General features: G+C 47.6%; 6 protein-coding genes. 1 reads left to right on the forward strand and 5 read right to left on the reverse strand.

Annotation, left to right across the window (positions count from 1 at the left end; translation table 11 throughout):
• Window positions 1-992 precede the first annotated feature (992 nt).
• From PODO_RS30155 to PODO_RS21955, 3 genes are all read right to left on the reverse strand, one after another.
• Complete coding sequence (locus PODO_RS30155) at window positions 993-6,098, reverse strand: S-layer homology domain-containing protein (RefSeq protein ID WP_052097236.1); 5,106 nt, start codon at window positions 6,096-6,098, stop codon at window positions 993-995.
• A gap of 382 nt (window positions 6,099-6,480) precedes the next feature.
• Complete coding sequence (locus PODO_RS21950; protein WP_038572702.1) at window positions 6,481-8,022, reverse strand: response regulator; 1,542 nt, start codon at window positions 8,020-8,022, stop codon at window positions 6,481-6,483.
• A gap of 242 nt (window positions 8,023-8,264) precedes the next feature.
• Complete coding sequence (locus tag PODO_RS21955) at window positions 8,265-10,586, reverse strand: glycoside hydrolase family 95 protein (RefSeq protein ID WP_038572704.1); 2,322 nt, start codon at window positions 10,584-10,586, stop codon at window positions 8,265-8,267.
• A 211-nt stretch (window positions 10,587-10,797) separates the two neighbouring features.
• Between PODO_RS21955 and PODO_RS21960 the strand changes: the two genes are divergently transcribed.
• Complete coding sequence (locus tag PODO_RS21960; protein ID WP_038572706.1) at window positions 10,798-11,667, forward strand: helix-turn-helix transcriptional regulator; 870 nt, start codon at window positions 10,798-10,800, stop codon at window positions 11,665-11,667.
• A 53-nt stretch (window positions 11,668-11,720) separates the two neighbouring features.
• Here the strand turns inward: PODO_RS21960 and PODO_RS21965 are convergent, their stop codons facing one another.
• Complete coding sequence (locus tag PODO_RS21965; protein ID WP_038572708.1) at window positions 11,721-13,775, reverse strand: alpha-galactosidase; 2,055 nt, start codon at window positions 13,773-13,775, stop codon at window positions 11,721-11,723.
• A 248-nt stretch (window positions 13,776-14,023) separates the two neighbouring features.
• A complete protein-coding gene (locus PODO_RS21970; RefSeq protein ID WP_038572710.1) occupies window positions 14,024-16,408 on the reverse strand; it encodes a glycoside hydrolase family 95 protein in 2,385 nt (794 codons plus the stop codon).
• Window positions 16,409-16,411 lie beyond the last annotated feature (3 nt).

The following is a 16,411-nucleotide window of genomic DNA, read 5'->3' on the forward strand; positions in this document are numbered from 1 at the left end:
TGACTCAAATATCCAAAATAGCTGCAATACAGTCCGATGTGTTCTACTTCGCGCGGGATTCTACTTTGCTGGGGTGTGCTAGACTTTTGTGCGGGATTCTACTTTGCCAGAGTGTCTTAGTGTGTTCCAACTTATACTCCTTCCTCTTACGCATCGGACCGAGGAGACCTTATTTCGATGAGTCGGGGCATTTAGCTCGACTATCGGACTCAGATGCAGCTATTGACTCTTTTGCACACTAATTCTGGACCATTTTATAGCAATAAGAGCTATACAGTCCGAAATCTTTGTAAAAAGACTCAAATATCCGAAATAGCTGCAATACGGTCCGATGTGTTCTACTTTGCGCGAGAGATTCTACTTTGCTGGGGTGTGCTAGACTTTTGTGCGGGATTCTACTTTGCCAGAGTGTCTTAGTGTGTTCCAACTTATACTCCTTCCTCCTACGCATCGGACCGAGGAGACCTTATTTCGATGATTCAGGGCATTTTGCTCGACTATCGGACTCAGATGCAGCTATTGACTCATTTACGTAGTAATTCTGGACAATTTAATAACAATAAGAGCTATACAGTCCGAAATCTTTGTAAAATGACTCAAATTTCCGAAATAGCTGCGATACGGTCCGATGTGTTCTACTTTTGCGCGGGATTCTACATTGCTGGGGTGTGTTCGACTTTTGCGCGGGGTTCTACTTTGCTGGGGAATGTTCGACTTTTGCGCGGAATTCTACATTGCCGGAGTGTGTTCGACTTTTGCACGGGATTCTACTTTGCTGGGGTGTGTTCGACTTTTGCACGGGATTCTACCGCTGGAGTAAGGTCCGATAGATAGTAAAGTGCGGTACTAATAACTGCCGAACAGTAATGTACCTAATAATAATGTAGTACCTATTAGTAAAGTTCGATAAAGTAGCTAATTTCATCAAGTGATCTATCAAAAAAAGCGACTCTCCGGTTAATGGAGAGTCGCTTTTTTGTAGTGATTTCAGCTTACTTCAAAATCAAATTATAGATCACTTGAGCTGCTTCTGCGCGCGAAGTGATTCCTTTTGGTGCAAACCGTTCATGACTTTGACCTTGAATCAGTCCTAGATTGGCCGCTTCATTAACAGAAGCAGTGGCCCAAGCAGACACCTGATTCATGTCGGTGAACGCAGCGGCAGTTGCGCCGTTTGTTGTTGCGCCGTTAGTTGTTGCACCGTTGGTTGTTTCACCATTGGTTGTTGCGCCGTTGGTTGTTGCACCATTGGCTGTTACGCCGTTGTTCAGCTCGTAAGCCTTCATTAGCATCACCGTGATTTCTTCACGGGTGATTTGTGCTCCCGGCTCAAACTTGGACGCACTTCTACCACTCACGATTCCCGCCTTGTAAGCGATTGAGATAGGCTCCGCATACCAGGCAGATGGAGCAACATCAGCAAAGCTTTCTTTTCCTGTCGCGGTCAGTCCAAGGGCATGAACAAGCATCGAAGTGAACTCGGCACGTGTAACTGCCCGGCTTGGTTCAAACTTTTCTTTGCTTGTGCCCTGCACATATAGCTTGGACGACAGCTCTTGGATTACTGGGTTAGCCCAGTGATTGGCCGGCACATCGACAAAGATGCGGTTCAACTCCAGCACAGCATATTTGCTGAAGTGGCTGACCTCAGCTTTTAATACACCGTTAGCATAATCAGCTTGAATATATTCCAGCCTGCCATTGTCCGCGATATAATAAACACCGCCTCGTTTAGCATTGAAGCCTTCTGCCACTGGCATGATGAGTGTTATCGGCTTATCAAATGTAGCGAGTGTGTCTGTAATGCCTGACTTGGTGGTAATAGAAAGACTAAATTCATAGATGTCTCCCTTTAGTACAACAGCCGCATTAGTAGAACTAGCCACTGTAGCAACTAACTCATCGGCCTTGCTGCTGAGGTTCACCATCTTCAGGGCAATCGTGCTATCTTCCCGCTGTCCCTCTGGCAGCTTGTTTTGTAGCTGGTGAATTAGCTCCGCTGGTACCTGCAAGGAGAGCTTACCCGCATTCAAAACTAGGGTGTGGTTCGCCAACTGTCGGACTACAGCAGAGGATAACTGAAATTGTTGGATGTCCCCTTTAATCTCAACCACTACCTGGCCAGTAGAACTGTCCAATTCCAGCATATCTGGCATGAGAATCAAAGTGCCCGCAGCATTCTCTTGACCCGAAGTACTGCCAGAGGTACTACCAGAGGTACCGCCATTGTTTCCTGGATTCCCAGGATTACTCGGTTCTCCCGGATTTCCTGGATTCCCAGGATTACTAGGCTCTCCTGGATTGCTCGGTTCTCCCGGACTGCTCGGTTCTCCTGGATTACTAGGCTCTCCCGGATTGCTCGGTTCTCCTGGATTACTCGGTTCTCCCGGACTGCTCGGTTCTCCTGGATTACTAGGCTCTCCCGGATTACTAGGCTCTCCTGGATTTCCTGGCTCTCCCGGATTTCCTGGATTGCTCGGCTCTCCTGTAGAGGCCTTTTTGACCGTGATTTTTGCCGATGCTTTGAATCCACCGTCTACCGTTTCCACAGTAATGGTGGCCTTTCCAGCTTCTACAGCGGTTACTGTTCCGTAGACTACGGTAGCTACAGAGGTATCGCTCGAAGTCCAGAGGACTGCTTTATCCGTCGCATCTTCCGGCGATACCGTAGCCGTCAATTTGCCGGTTTCACCTGCGGTCAACGAAAGCTCTGTCTTATCCAGTGTTATACCGGTTACTTGCTTAGGTGCAGCCGTCAATTTTACCAATTTCGACTCTGTCGGCTGCAAGGACAATTTCATAGTTCCTGTGGCAGAGGAAACTTCTCCTGTCCAGAGATCTTGCGTAGTATAAATCTCTGCAGCATCCAGTCCAGCGCGGCCAAGATCAACTTGCTTATCTGCCGAAGCAGATGCACTGTAATTGAATACGGCCAGATAATAATCATTGCCATCCTTCATAACAAAAGTATCAGCGGCATTGGCGTTTGTATTTCCTTCAAGTGGCTTGAACACTTTTCCTTTTAAAGCTAAATCGAGAACATCCTTGTTGTTGAACAAAGCGGTCATGTACTCCTGTGCTTTTGAGTCGTTAACATTGTCAGAGCCAAGCAGTACTGTTCCAGCGATAACGCCAGAGTTCATACGGCTACGCGCTTCAGTCAAGCTGGTAGCACGGGCCAATGCCAAATGATCAGGATCGGTGTAGGTGTAGATCGTGCCATTTTGCCAAAAGCCATAGGTTAATGAATTCAGCATATATTCGGTTTCATTGATCTTGCCGTAAGTGTCGCAGGAAATTCGTCGGCTATGCGCATATTGGCTCGGGAAAATAGGCGCAATTGATGCGCTAATGAACATTTTTCCATCCAGACGTTCTTTCACATAACGCATTCCTTCATTATAAGCTTGGATTCCTGTCGTTATAGTTGGATCGAAATGTTGCCCCTCAAGCGAACCATGCGTTAAAAAATCTAATTTGATGAAGGTGAAGCCCAGACCTTTAAATTTGTCCAAAAAATAGTTCATGCGCAATTGGGCACCAGGATGTGTTACATCCAAAGGAAAAGCCCCGTCCAGAGTCGGCAGCGGTTGACCCGCGGCATCCTTAAGGACAATATCGCCGTAAGTATATTTATTGTCAGTTCCCTCTACAATCTGGTCCATATTGTTGCCCCAGTATACAAACGGTGCCCAATAAATACCCGCATGCTGGCCATTCCCTTTAATAACCGATACGGCGTCAGCCAGCTGCTTATCATTCAGATTATCCCAATAAGAATCCATGTTAATAAATACATTGCCGTTATTATTGAAATTTTGCAGATTCTCTTTATAGTAATTGGAGACATCCACTACATCCTGATACGAAAGTGTACCCTCGTAAGCTCCCCAGCTATTAAAACCAACCGGTACGCCTTGTGGCAGCTCGGGGTTTAGCTCAAGTGCAGGTGTAATGATCGCATTAGCTTTGCCATACTCCTCAAGCCCTGTACGGTAATCACTGAAGGCCCCTACCATGATCATAGGTGAGGACAAGTTTGTTCCACTTAAGCTGCCATGTGGCTGGGTATCGCGGGTAACATCACTAGCTGCACCGCCATATACGACCAGCTCATTCAGCCGATTGGCGGAACCCTTCCAGTCGATGCCTGTCTTCCAGGTATCATGAGTTACAGAGCCAAGCACAAGGCCGCTGCGTGTCGAGTTGTTAAACACAGTAGTCACCTCATAGCTGGTATCTGCACGGTTCATAGATTGAGATTTATAACGAATCCAAGCATCGTTGTCAAAAGGAACTGTAAGCACACGATTATCCGCACTAGCTCCGATATCCACACCACCTGTACGTTTTACGGTAATAGGTGACATATAGTTGGTCTTGACCGCTGTATCACTGGCGACATCCAGACGGGTCAGAAAATACTTTTGATCGTCATAAAACTTGTAGACCTGCTTTAGCGTCGGTTTTCCTGTGGAAGTGTGGACAAAAGTTAGCTCCACGCCTTTGCCGAAACCATCCTGAATTTCTACCGGAGCACCAACAATTGTATGACTCTCATAGCTTGTAGTCTCAACGAGCGTATCGCCGATTTTGATACTGCTATAGATCCCATGCAGCTTCTGTCCGTCAGCCCAGTTATAGCTTGCATATCCAGACTTGGTATTATAGGACACTTCATATTGGCCATTTGATACAAGCAGTCCGTAAGTATATTCGGTAACTGTGATAGCTCCGTAGTTCTTCGAAGCGCCCGGTGTTCCTAAATCACCGTCTTCCTCCACTGGGGGATTAGGATCCACACCCATGGCTGGCTCAACTATAATTCGGTCCAGATCTGGCGCATACCAGTTGCCATCTGTAAATTTGATTGTATTCTCGCCTTCGTTCAGTGGCAGTGTAAGTTCATACATTCCAACCGTATCCCAGTCCGGTGTCTTGGGCAGCTCATAATACTGTTCTGCACCACCATTCGCACTAACGTAGAAGCTGCGTGGGTCACCTGAAATGTAGGCGACTGTGATTCGGTAATCACCAGTCATAGGGGCTGTAATCTTGTTGAAGGTTATGGAACTGCCGCTATTCAAGTACCCTACCTTCTGGCCACCCGAAGCATTCGGGCTTTCGGAAACTTGGGCCTCACCTGTCAAAACATTGAGCGGAGATTCTGCTTCATAGCTGAGGGTATAAGGAATAATTTCTATCCGGTCGAAATCTGGAGAATACCAATCATGATCTGAGAAGGTGATAGTATTCAAACCCTCTACCAAAGAGGCCTCCACATCATAGGTTCCCACGGTGCTCCAGCTTGCCGTCTTTGGCAGGTCGATCATTTCATCCATTCCATCGTTAACCTGCATATAGACAGGACGTTGATCGCCGGAAATATAGGAGATGCGGATTAAATACGTTCCCGCTGCTGGTACTGCAACATTTGTGAACTGTAAGGAACTGTTTTTGTTCAGATCCGTTACGATTTTACCGCCAGAGCCCACACTGCTGTCCGCCACTTTGGCGTTGCCTGTAAGCATATTCTCAGTAGCCTCGGCTTCCATGATCACACCATGCAGCTTCTCCTTCCAGTCACCTCCGGGTCCTTCACCTGGATCGCTGTCGTCTAGTCCACGGATTACGATCTTATCGATGTCTGGAGAATACCAGTTGTTGTCATCGATCAAGATGTTATTAGCACCCGCGTTCAGCGGAAGCGTCACATCATAAGTGCCTACCGTATCCCAGTCCACAGTCTTGGACGGTTCTTCAAATTGCTTGTCACCGCCTTTGGCACTGATATTAAACGGGCGCGAATCGCCAGAAATATAATACACTGTAATTTTATAATTCCCTGGCTCGTTTACGGTCACATTATTGAACAACAAGGAGCTGCCTTGATACATGCCGCCAACTTTTTTCCCTCCGGAAGCCGCTGGGTGGTCAGAAATTGACGCATTACCCGTCAGAATATTCCCATCCGCTTCAGCTTCATAGCTATTTGTATCCTCGGCGTAAACCTTGCCGGCAAACTGACCACCGCTGCCTAACACTAAGCTGATCATAAGAAAGAACAAGAACCCTCTTTTCATTACACGTCCAAACATTTAATCCCTCCATTTAACTTTCTGATATAAGAAAAGCCTTCCGGTTGCAATTCATCAGTTGTTCCTCTTTCCAAATAACGTCTTCAGAACTCCTCTCCTTGTTGTAAGTAACGTCATGTAAGGAATGAACGGCCCGTACCGATTACTCTCTCAAGAATGCTGTATCCAACTATTGCCGTCTGGATTTCTTGAAAGCGCTATCGCAATTAGATTTGTAAAAAAGCTTCCTTTAATCGCAATAATGAATCAAGCCCCTCACATGTGCTGAGTTGTAATACATGCTTATTGTAAAAAGCAAAGGGGCATCTTTCCATATCGCAAGTTTACAATTCATAAAGGAAAGCGACTTTTCTTTCTATTCAGTAAGCAGAAGTGCGGAAGGTTAAATATTTTTCCTATACTCGTTAGGTGTGACCCCAAGGTTCTTCAGAAATAGAGAAATAAAATAAGACGTGCTTTCGTACCCCACTCTCTGGGCAATATCTTGAATCTTCAGTGACCCGTCTGCGAGCAGCTCCTTAGCCTTATCAAGCCGAATACGGGTTAAATAATCGTGGATCGTGATGCCTGTTTTATCCTTAAAAATAGATCTTAAGTAGTTCGGTGACAGATAAACCTGATCAGACAGACTATTAATCGTAATCGGCTGATCGTAATTTTGTTCAATCACGGTGCGAACCTTGTGGACCAGCTTTGTATTTTTATCCATAAGTCGCTCACCTAGCATGCTCACGGCATCACCCGCAGTGCCCAGGATTAAATCCTCGATCTCATGTAAAGTCAGCGCATTATAGATGGAATGATAGAGCTCCGCCCGCTTAAAGCCCTCGGGAACCGACTGATGCAGCTGCTCTAGCAGTTCATCAACAAGATCAATCGCCCAATTACAGATGATTTTTTTCTTGATTCTCAGCGTGGCCAATCCCACGAAATATTGATGCAGCTTTTGTGCGGCCTGCTCGAAGTCCAGCTGATTGATAGCTTCAAACCACTCTTTTCTCTCAAAAGGTGGCATATGTTCACTGTCGAACTGATTCGAAATAGCCGCGGCATGAATAATTAAGCCCGTGCCTTTATAAAAACGTTCATTTAAAATCACACGCGTCTGCTTATACAGATTATGGACCAGCGCTAATTCTGCTGCCTGCGCCCCGACTGCTGCCGTCACCGTAAAATCCAGTGCACTACGAATAGCCACTGCTAAATCCTCCCAAGTATAATAGCCAGGCTGTTGAGTCGCTTCCATAAACACACCTGTCTCGCCATCCTTGTAAGGAACAAAAACAACCTCTATATTTTTCGCCTTAAAAAAGTGATCCAGATAAGAGATCAGCCTACTCATACACTCTTCCAGACTCTGCTGCTCACCCTCCGCCTCTTTGGGATCGATGCTGAACAGTGCCATGGTATAACGATTACTCTCTGGGAGACGTGTCAGCCTGTTGAAGTTATTTGCCAGCTCTGCGGCTTGCTCCGCATTTTTTTCAAAAGAAAGCTCCTTAAGAATTTTAGTTTTAGCAGCCTCCATAGAACGTTGTTTCATCTGAACCTCTTCGCAGCGTGCTTTAACCTTTTCGATAACGCTTTCAATTTCAGTCAAATCTAGCGGCTTCAGTAAATATCCAACAGCTCCTACATTAAGGGCCGATTTAACATAGTGGAATTCATCATGTCCGGTGAGGAACATAATTTGCATATGGTCATAACATTCATGTATTTTTTTAGCCAACTCAATTCCATTCATTATCGGCATCTGAACATCTGTAAGAATAATATCCGGTTGAAAAGCCTCTATTTTCTCCAAAGCTTCTCTACCATTGCTCGCTGTTCCAACGACATAGATGCCCATCTCTTCCCAGCGGATATAATCTCTCATCATCTCAAGACCCATTTCTTCATCATCTACCAGAAAAATACTATACACCTGAGGTTTCCTCCTTCTTGTTGTCTGTATTTGCTCCTATTATATTCTTTTCCCCTTAGGCGATCATCGACCAAATTAATGTAAGTCATTTTCAGGCATGAATCGTTACTTTGTAAGATCTAATCCCAACGTGCTTGTAAAAAGGCTATCGGGTCCTAAGCAGACCAGATAGCCCTTTGATACGTACTCATCATTATTCGGACGCATAATGAAAACGGAGGCTCATCGCCCCCGCCGAATTATTATAACAGCTCCAATTGGCTGTTGAAATAGTAGCTTCCTCCTGTTTCTGCTTGGAAGGTATTTCTCTGATCTCCCCATCGAAGGGTCACCGTTCCCGGTGAGTAGGTGCGAAGCGTAGCTTCCGTCAACTGCCCCTTCTCCCAAACTATGTCTACCTCTACCTTTCCTTTGGCTCGTAATCCAGACACCGATCCTGTATTCCAGGCTTGCGGGAGCGCTGGCAACAGATGAATTTCATCCGCGTGGCTTTGCAGCAGCATCTCTGCAATGGTAGCCGTCCCGCCAAAGTTGCCATCCACGACAAAGATATTGCACTCTGCCCCACCAATCCCTGATTTGGAGAAACTGAACAGATTATCGAAGCACAATCCGCTAATCAAATGAGAGATATGCTTATACGCCTTCTCCCCGTCATATAGTCTGGCAAAACTAAGGCCGAATAAGGCGGCGGTGAATTCTACATCCTCCAGTTCTTCCTGAGCCATCCGGTTCTCCAGCGTTACCCTTGCTGCCGCACTTAACTCCGGTGTTCTGTCCGGTGTAATCTGGTTGCTTGGATACAAAGCGAACAAATGAGCCAAGTGTCGATGCTCAGGTTGTGCTTCCTCATAATCTTCAAGCCACTCCTGCAGCTGACCTCTTTTGCCAATCTGTAGCGGGGGTAACTTAGCGATAGCTTCCTCTAGCTTCAGCTGAAGCTCAACATCTGTATCAAGTAACACCGCAGACTTCAGGCAGAACTCGAAAAGATCCTGCACGAGCACTTGATCCATGGTCGAGCCCATAGACAGCTGCTGTGCACCCTCGCTGCTATCTGCGGGATAGAAGCTGTTCTCTGGCGAGTTCGAAGGCCCCGTCACCAGCCAGCCATATTTCGGATGAATCGTCATATAGTCGAGGAAGAATTCTGCGGCTTCTTTTAGAACAGGATATGCCTGGCGCTCTAGAAATACACGATCCTGACTATATTCATAATGCTCCATCAAATGGGTTGCAATCCATAATCCGCCTGTGACATTGAGCCCCCATGAGGTTTCCCAGCCCGGAGCTGTAAAACCCCAGACGTTAGAGAATACATGCGCCACCCATCCTTTGCTGCCATATAAATCGCGTGCAGTTGATCTTCCCGCCTGAGATAAATCTTCAATATATCGCATCAATGGAAGGTGGCTGTCCCCAAGGTTCACGACTTCTGTCGGATAATAATTCATCTGTGTATTAATATCGAGATGATAGTCGCAGCTCCAGCCCATACGACAAGCCTCACCGTCATTCCAGATTCCCTGCAAGTGCAGTGGAAGAGGTGAATCTTCCCGTGATCCGGCAATGGTCAGGTAGCGGCCATACTGGAGGAACAATGCGAACAAATGAGGGTCCTCCACCTGATCCTGTGCCAGCAACCTAATCCGCTGATCGGTAGGCAGACTTTCTTTCCCGGAGCTTCCCAATTGAATATCCACCTTTTCATATTCCTGACGGTAATCTTGAATATGATCTTCTTTTAACTGTGCATAACCTTTGGTTAAAGCCTGCCGTAGGTTGCTGTAGCTCTCCGTCTCCCAATCCTGGTTGCTCCGGCGATAATCGGTACTGACCCCAAAATAAATCCGGGCCTCATTAGCTCCGGAAACTCTTAATCGGCCATCCCCCCTGTAGATCGTACCGCCGGATAGACTTACTTTGAGCTGCCCTTTTGCCCATACCCCGCATTTACCATTACTATGCACCTTTTCTGTAGCTTGCCCCTTGAATTCAATGGTGTCGCCATCCACAACCTCAGTCGTAAACGATTCTGTCCCACCTTCGATGGCAAGCGTAAAGGATACACCTCCAGGCTTATCGCTCCAAATTCTTGAAACTAACAGATCATCGGCATGTGAAGCGAAGACCTCTCGATGGATGGTTGTTTCGCCGCTCTCATAGACCGCCCCAGCCACTGCACTTGTCAATTCCAGCTCCCGCCGAAACACACCGCCTGATTTAACATCCGCATCCTGGGCAAAATCAATAACAACCTCGCATAATCCCAGGTTCGTACCGAAATTTTGTTTTTTAGGCTGTAAATACTGTTTGGCTAAACGATCACCGCTGTCATAATCGCCGGCAAAAAAGTGACTTCGCGCCTCTTCAAGCGCAGTTCTACCTCCGGCAGGAGCAGGGTCGGGATCCTTTTGCCCAGACCAATAGGTCACCTCGCTCATGCTCCAAACCTCACGATGCGGCGCCGCCATTATAACAGCACCTATTCTTCCGTTGCCCAATGGCAAACCTTGCGACCAGCTTGTTGCAGGGGTTGAATACCACAATTTAAAACCGCTCATTAGATCGTCTCCTGTCTGTAATAGACCTCAAAGTGTTGTTAATTAATTCGCTTATTTCTTTATTAGCATTGTCTATTTATCGCATTTATCGTAACATTGTCGGTATTAATAGTCTTTGTTGACTCGTTCATTCATTTGACAATTTATCCGTTATCCCAAACATTTAACTACAGGCCAGAATTAAGAAATGCTGCTAGAAAAGGGGTATAGTATGAACAAACTATCTGAAATCACACCGTATGTTGGAGCAATCATGCCTTATCTGTACGACGGCAGTAGCAATGAGCATCTGCGCGTCGGCAATGCCTACGCTTTTCATCTATTTACCGATGGCCCCGGTGAGATGGAAATCGACGGAATTCGTTATCCGATTGAGCGTAGAACACTGGTGTTTCTCCGTCCCGGCCAGCCACATGCCTTTCATATTTCCCCTTCTCATCCACTCTCGTCCTACAATGTCTATTTTGATTTGTGGGACAAGCAGTCGCCTATGTCTACTAATCTTTCTTTTATCCATGCGCCTGAACCCTTAAGGCTTGAGAAAAAGGCCACCGAAGTCCCCTGCGCCGAGCTGAACGAATTGCCTTGCGTCTTCCCGCTAGCTAAATATCCACAGCTATACGATAGTCTTGTGATGATTGCCAAAATATACAATGAAGCGATATTCTACCGGAATGAAGCGGTCCATAGCTTGTTATACGGTTGGATATTAAGCTGGTATAATGCCCTCCATCAGCATCAGCCAAGCGATTATCGGATTGTCCGCCTGTTGGAGTATTTGAACACTCATCCCGAACGTGGTAAATCTATCGAAGACTGGGCACATCTCTGCGGACTCAAGCGAACCTATTTTCATGAGCTGTTTCTGCGAGAAACCGGGATGACGCCGCGCGCTTATCATCATAATCTCGTTATGCGACGGGCGGCAGGTCTGCTTCTGGAGAGCGAGCTAAGTGTTACTGCCATTGCTGAGAAATTAGGCTATCCTTCGATCCATCCCTTTTCCAGACATTTCAGTGCCTGTTACGGCATAAATCCCACACAATACCGCCTTAATCCGCTAAGCCGAATACAAATATAGGTTATAAAAAAAATACGCGCTATCCGCAAGAAGCAGAGGGCGCGTATTCTTTTTTATTTTGCTGTCAATTTGAAGATTTTAGATTCTGCGGGTTCAAGCGTAACTTCCAGCTCTCCTGAGGTTTCCCCTTTTACACCTTCCCATAGGTCCAGCAGCTGGTAAGCACCTTGAGCATTCAGCCCTGCACGTTCTAATGAGATAGATCTAGGAGTGGATTTCACGGCATCGTAATTGAAGACGGCTATATAAAAAGCATTTTCTTCTGCAGATTCGAGCACAAAAGTATCACAGGATTGCTTGCCGAGGTCCCCTTCTATCGGTCTGAAGGTTTTGCCAAGACGAGCAACATCCATAATGTCCTTATTGCTCAGCCAAGCTTTGGCCCGGGCGGCGGCTTCCTCTTTTCGGAAGTCATCCCCTAGCAGCAGCACCGTTCCCGCGATCACCGAAGCGGTTAGCCGGCTGCGACCTTCATGCCAGCCCGTGGCTTCCTGGTTATGGCTCTTGTACAGTACGGAATGGTCAGGATCATTGTAACGGTACAATGAATCGCTCATCCACCAGCCATGGGTTAAAGAGTTGAGCATGTATTCTGTATCCTGCAGCGTGCCAAAAACATCACAAGAGACACGCCGGCTATGTGCAAATGCATAAGGGAACAACGGTGCGATGGACAGATTAATAAAGAACGGTCGACCAATTACCTCTAGAGACAGCTTGTTCTGCAAGTAGGACATACCGTAGTGATACGCCGCAATGCCCGTCGTAATCTCCGGATTGTGATGCTGCCCTTCCAGTGCGCCATGTGCTAAGAAATCCAGCTTGATATACTCGAATCCTTCCGAGATGAATTTATTTGTATACCAATCCATTCTTTGCAGGTTCCCCGGATGTGTGGGGTCAATGGCTAGCCCTCCATCAACATCCGGCAGAATCTCTCCTTCGCTGTCCCGAAGCAGGATATCGCCATAGGTGTATTTACCGTTCGTACCCTCCACGACATCTCCGAACTGAGAAGGACTTCCCCAGAAAGCGAAAGGGGTCCAGTAGGTTCCCGGTCTATGACCATTCTTCCGCACTAGCTCAAGTGCATTTTTCATCTCTTCTGCTGTGAAATTATCCCAAAAAGCGTCAAAGTTGATGTACAGCGTATCCTCATTCTGGAATCCTAACGGCTGCACTTCTTTTTTCAAAAACTCACTGGTCGACGTATACAAATCATAATCGAGTTCAGCCATTGCGGCAGACCAGCTATTCCAGCCAACAGGAACGCCACCCTCCCAAGCCAGCGGAGCTTCAATCCATGTATTGGCCCGGCCGTAAGCTTCAAGACCTTCTCTGTAATCGTCATAAAAACCTACGAATACGAGCGGTGACTCCACTCTTTTGCCTTTTACATAACCGTGCGGCTGAAAGTCGCGGGTTAATTCACTCACAGCCCCACCGTAAAGATCCAGCTCCTCGATCTGGCCGCTTCGCTCGCTTTTGATACGGATACCCGTTTTCCACACCTTATGAGTTATGGAACCCATGATAATCCCTCGCCGGCTATCCGGCGCGAACACTGCTGTTACCTCGTAGCTCTCTGTATCCATAGGTGGCTTCACCACTGTATATCTGACCCATTTATCGTTGTCGTAAGGCACACGCAGGATGCTTGGTTCATCCGGTTGACCTGACTCGCCGCCGAGTGATACCGATTTGCTCTGAATGACCGCCATGCGGTTCGCTTTGATATCCTCATCGCTTGCGATCGCACTTTGCATCAGCACATATGAGGACGACTCATAAATATAAAAATGCTGCTCCAGCTGTGGCAGCAGGGATGTTTCATGCACAATCACTAGATGAACACCTTTGCCAAAACCTTCACGAACAACCTCTTCCTGCAACTTCAGCACGTGGCTCTGATAGTGCTCAGTATTATATTCCCGGCCCTGCCAGCGAAAGGCGCTGCGAATCCCCTTTACATGTGCAAAAGTCCCGCCGACAACGGATGACTCACCTGTTCCGAGATCAATCTCCAGATTCACCAGGCCATTGGTTACACGGATAAGAGACGTTGTGTCTGTATTCACGTTTACGGTTGTATTACTGTCAGTTAGCATAATTTGCCTCCTTGTTGCTGCATTTTGGACCTTGAAGGCGGTAGTCTCAGTAGCTGTATCCCCCAAGTATGACCTCATTATAAAGAGCGGATAAAGCGTTTTCTATACAACGATCTTCCGATCCATACCGCGATCTAACACATCTTACCTAAACACTGCTGGTCCTGAAGATTCATGCAGCAATACAAAAAACAGCAGCAGGACCAGACGTTCAGGTCCTACTGCTGTTCATACGCTTATAAAACAGATTATTGCTGATCACCAATGATAAGCTTGTAGGATTGTCCCGCGGTTGTAGCGAAGCTTACCCTTCCTTCGGCAGAATGTTCACACTGTAAATCGTGGCTGCCACAGGTTACCTTAAGTGGAGTATCCATGCGGATCACACATTCTGTGCCCAGCAGGGAAGTGATCTGCGCTTCCACTAGCTTGCCGTTGTCCCACTGAATGCTGACTTCAAAGCCACCGCGGGCACGTAAACCTGCAACGCTTCCCTCCTGCCATTCATTTGGCAATGCAGGCAGTAGTTCGAGATAGCCGCGGTGAGATTGCAGCAGCATTTCGGCAATCCCGGCGGAGGCTGCGAAGTTGCCATCAATCTGGAACGGCGGATGCGCGCCGAGCAGATTGGCATAAACTCCGCCGTGATTATACTGCTCCGACTCCCCGTCCTTCACCAGCCGCAGCATGTTGGAGAGCAGACGCAGGGAACGGTTTCCATCCCGGAAGCGGCTCCATAAAGCGACTCTCCAGCCCAGACTCCAGCCTGTGCTTTCATCCCCGCGCCGCTCCAGCGAGGTTCTTGCCGCAGCAAATAGCTCAGGGGTCTCTTCTTCTGACAACTGGCGGCCCGGATAAATACCAACCAGATGCGAGGTATGTCTGTGGTACATGTCCTCATCCTCAAAATCAGAGGACCATTCCTGCAGTTGCCCGTACTTGCCAACCTGTAGTGGCAATAGACGCTCACGGGTACTTTTCAGCTCTTCACGCAAAGCTTCATCCGTTCCAAGAATCACAGATGCCTCGATACAGTTCGTGAACAACTCCCAGATCAGCGATATATCCATTGTGGCACCCGGGCTGACCGCAGCCACACCTTCCGCTATCCGGAATTTATGCTCTGGTGAAGTGGACGGGGAGGTCACAAGATTGCCTTTGCCATCGTCAATTAGCCAATCCAATGCGAACAGAGCCGCCTCTTTCATGACAGGATAAGCCGAAGCCCGCAAGTATTCAGTGTCTCCGCCAAAAGCATAATGTTCCCAAAGATGCTGAGTCAGCCAGATACCCCCCATTGGCCAATAAGCCCAGCTTGGATCTCCATCGCCATAATCACCTACCGGTGCAGTGTGTGCCCAAAGATCCGAGTTATGATGAGCTACCCAGCCCCGGGTGCCATAGTTGGTCCGAGCGGTATCCGCCCCTCTCTTCGCCAGATTGCCGACGAAATCCAAAAGTGGCTCATGACATTCTGCCAGATTGCAAATCTCAGCGGGCCAATAGTTCATTTCTGTATTGATATTCAGTGTATAGTTACTGCTCCAAGGCGGACGAGTAGAGGCATTCCATATTCCCTGAAGATTGGCAGCCTGCGTTCCGGGGCGCGAGCTTGCGATCAGCAAATAACGTCCGAAATGGAACAGCAGCTCAACTAGACCCGGATCTTGCGCGGAGTAAGTCGTAATCCGCTGCTCGGTTGACATTCCTTCCGGCGCCAGCGGCTTGCCCAGCCGAAGCTTCACCCGATCGAAAAGTACCCGGTAATCGGTGATATGCGCTTGAAGCAGGCTGGTATAAGACTTGCCTTGAGCATCTGCCAAGAAAGAAGCTGCAATGGTGGAGGCATCTTTTCCTTGAACTCCCGGGATTAGGTCATACCCGTTAAAGCCTGTAGCCGCACTGAAATAAAAGGTTGCCGCTGTCGCACCCAGCAAATGAATCCCACTGCCATCAACCGTTACTTGGCCGTCATCCGCCGTCACGGAGAGTTGTCCTTCGAAAGCCATTCCCTTGCTGCTGCCTGATTCACCGTATCGGATGGGATTGTCGCTCCCGAAATAGCTTGGATCTACATGCTCCGGTGCCGTTCCCGATAGAACATAGCTCTCACCTTGCGAATAAAGGTTGTGCCGGAGCGGACTTTCCAGCGTAGCATGCACATTCAATGCGCCTGGCACACTTGCGGTCAAACGAAGTACAAGCAACTGATCAGGATGAGAAGCGAACATCTCACGGGTATAAGTAACATTGCCAATCTGATATTCAATGCGATGCAGCGCATTTTCCACATCCAGTGTACGCTGATAAGAATGATAGACGTTGCCATGCTCAAAACGAAGCAATAGATCACCAAAAGGTAAATAAGATTGAGTATACGGCCCCATCATTTCTCTGGTCAGCGTGTCCGCCTCAACATAGCGGCCTTCTTGAATCAGCTGTCGCACCTTTGGCAGAACGTTTTTAGCACCGGGATTGTTACCCTCTTTTGGGTATCCTGACCAAAGCGTATCCTCGTTCAGACTAATTTTCTCCTGTTCCACACCACCGAAGATCATACCGCCCAGACGTCCATTCCCAATTGGAAGTCCTTCCGTCCATACATATGCTGGCTTGTCATATTGAAGTTTCATACG

It is taken from the genome of Paenibacillus odorifer, assembly GCF_000758725.1.
In the GTDB taxonomy this organism is placed as follows: domain Bacteria; phylum Bacillota; class Bacilli; order Paenibacillales; family Paenibacillaceae; genus Paenibacillus_AQ; species Paenibacillus_AQ odorifer.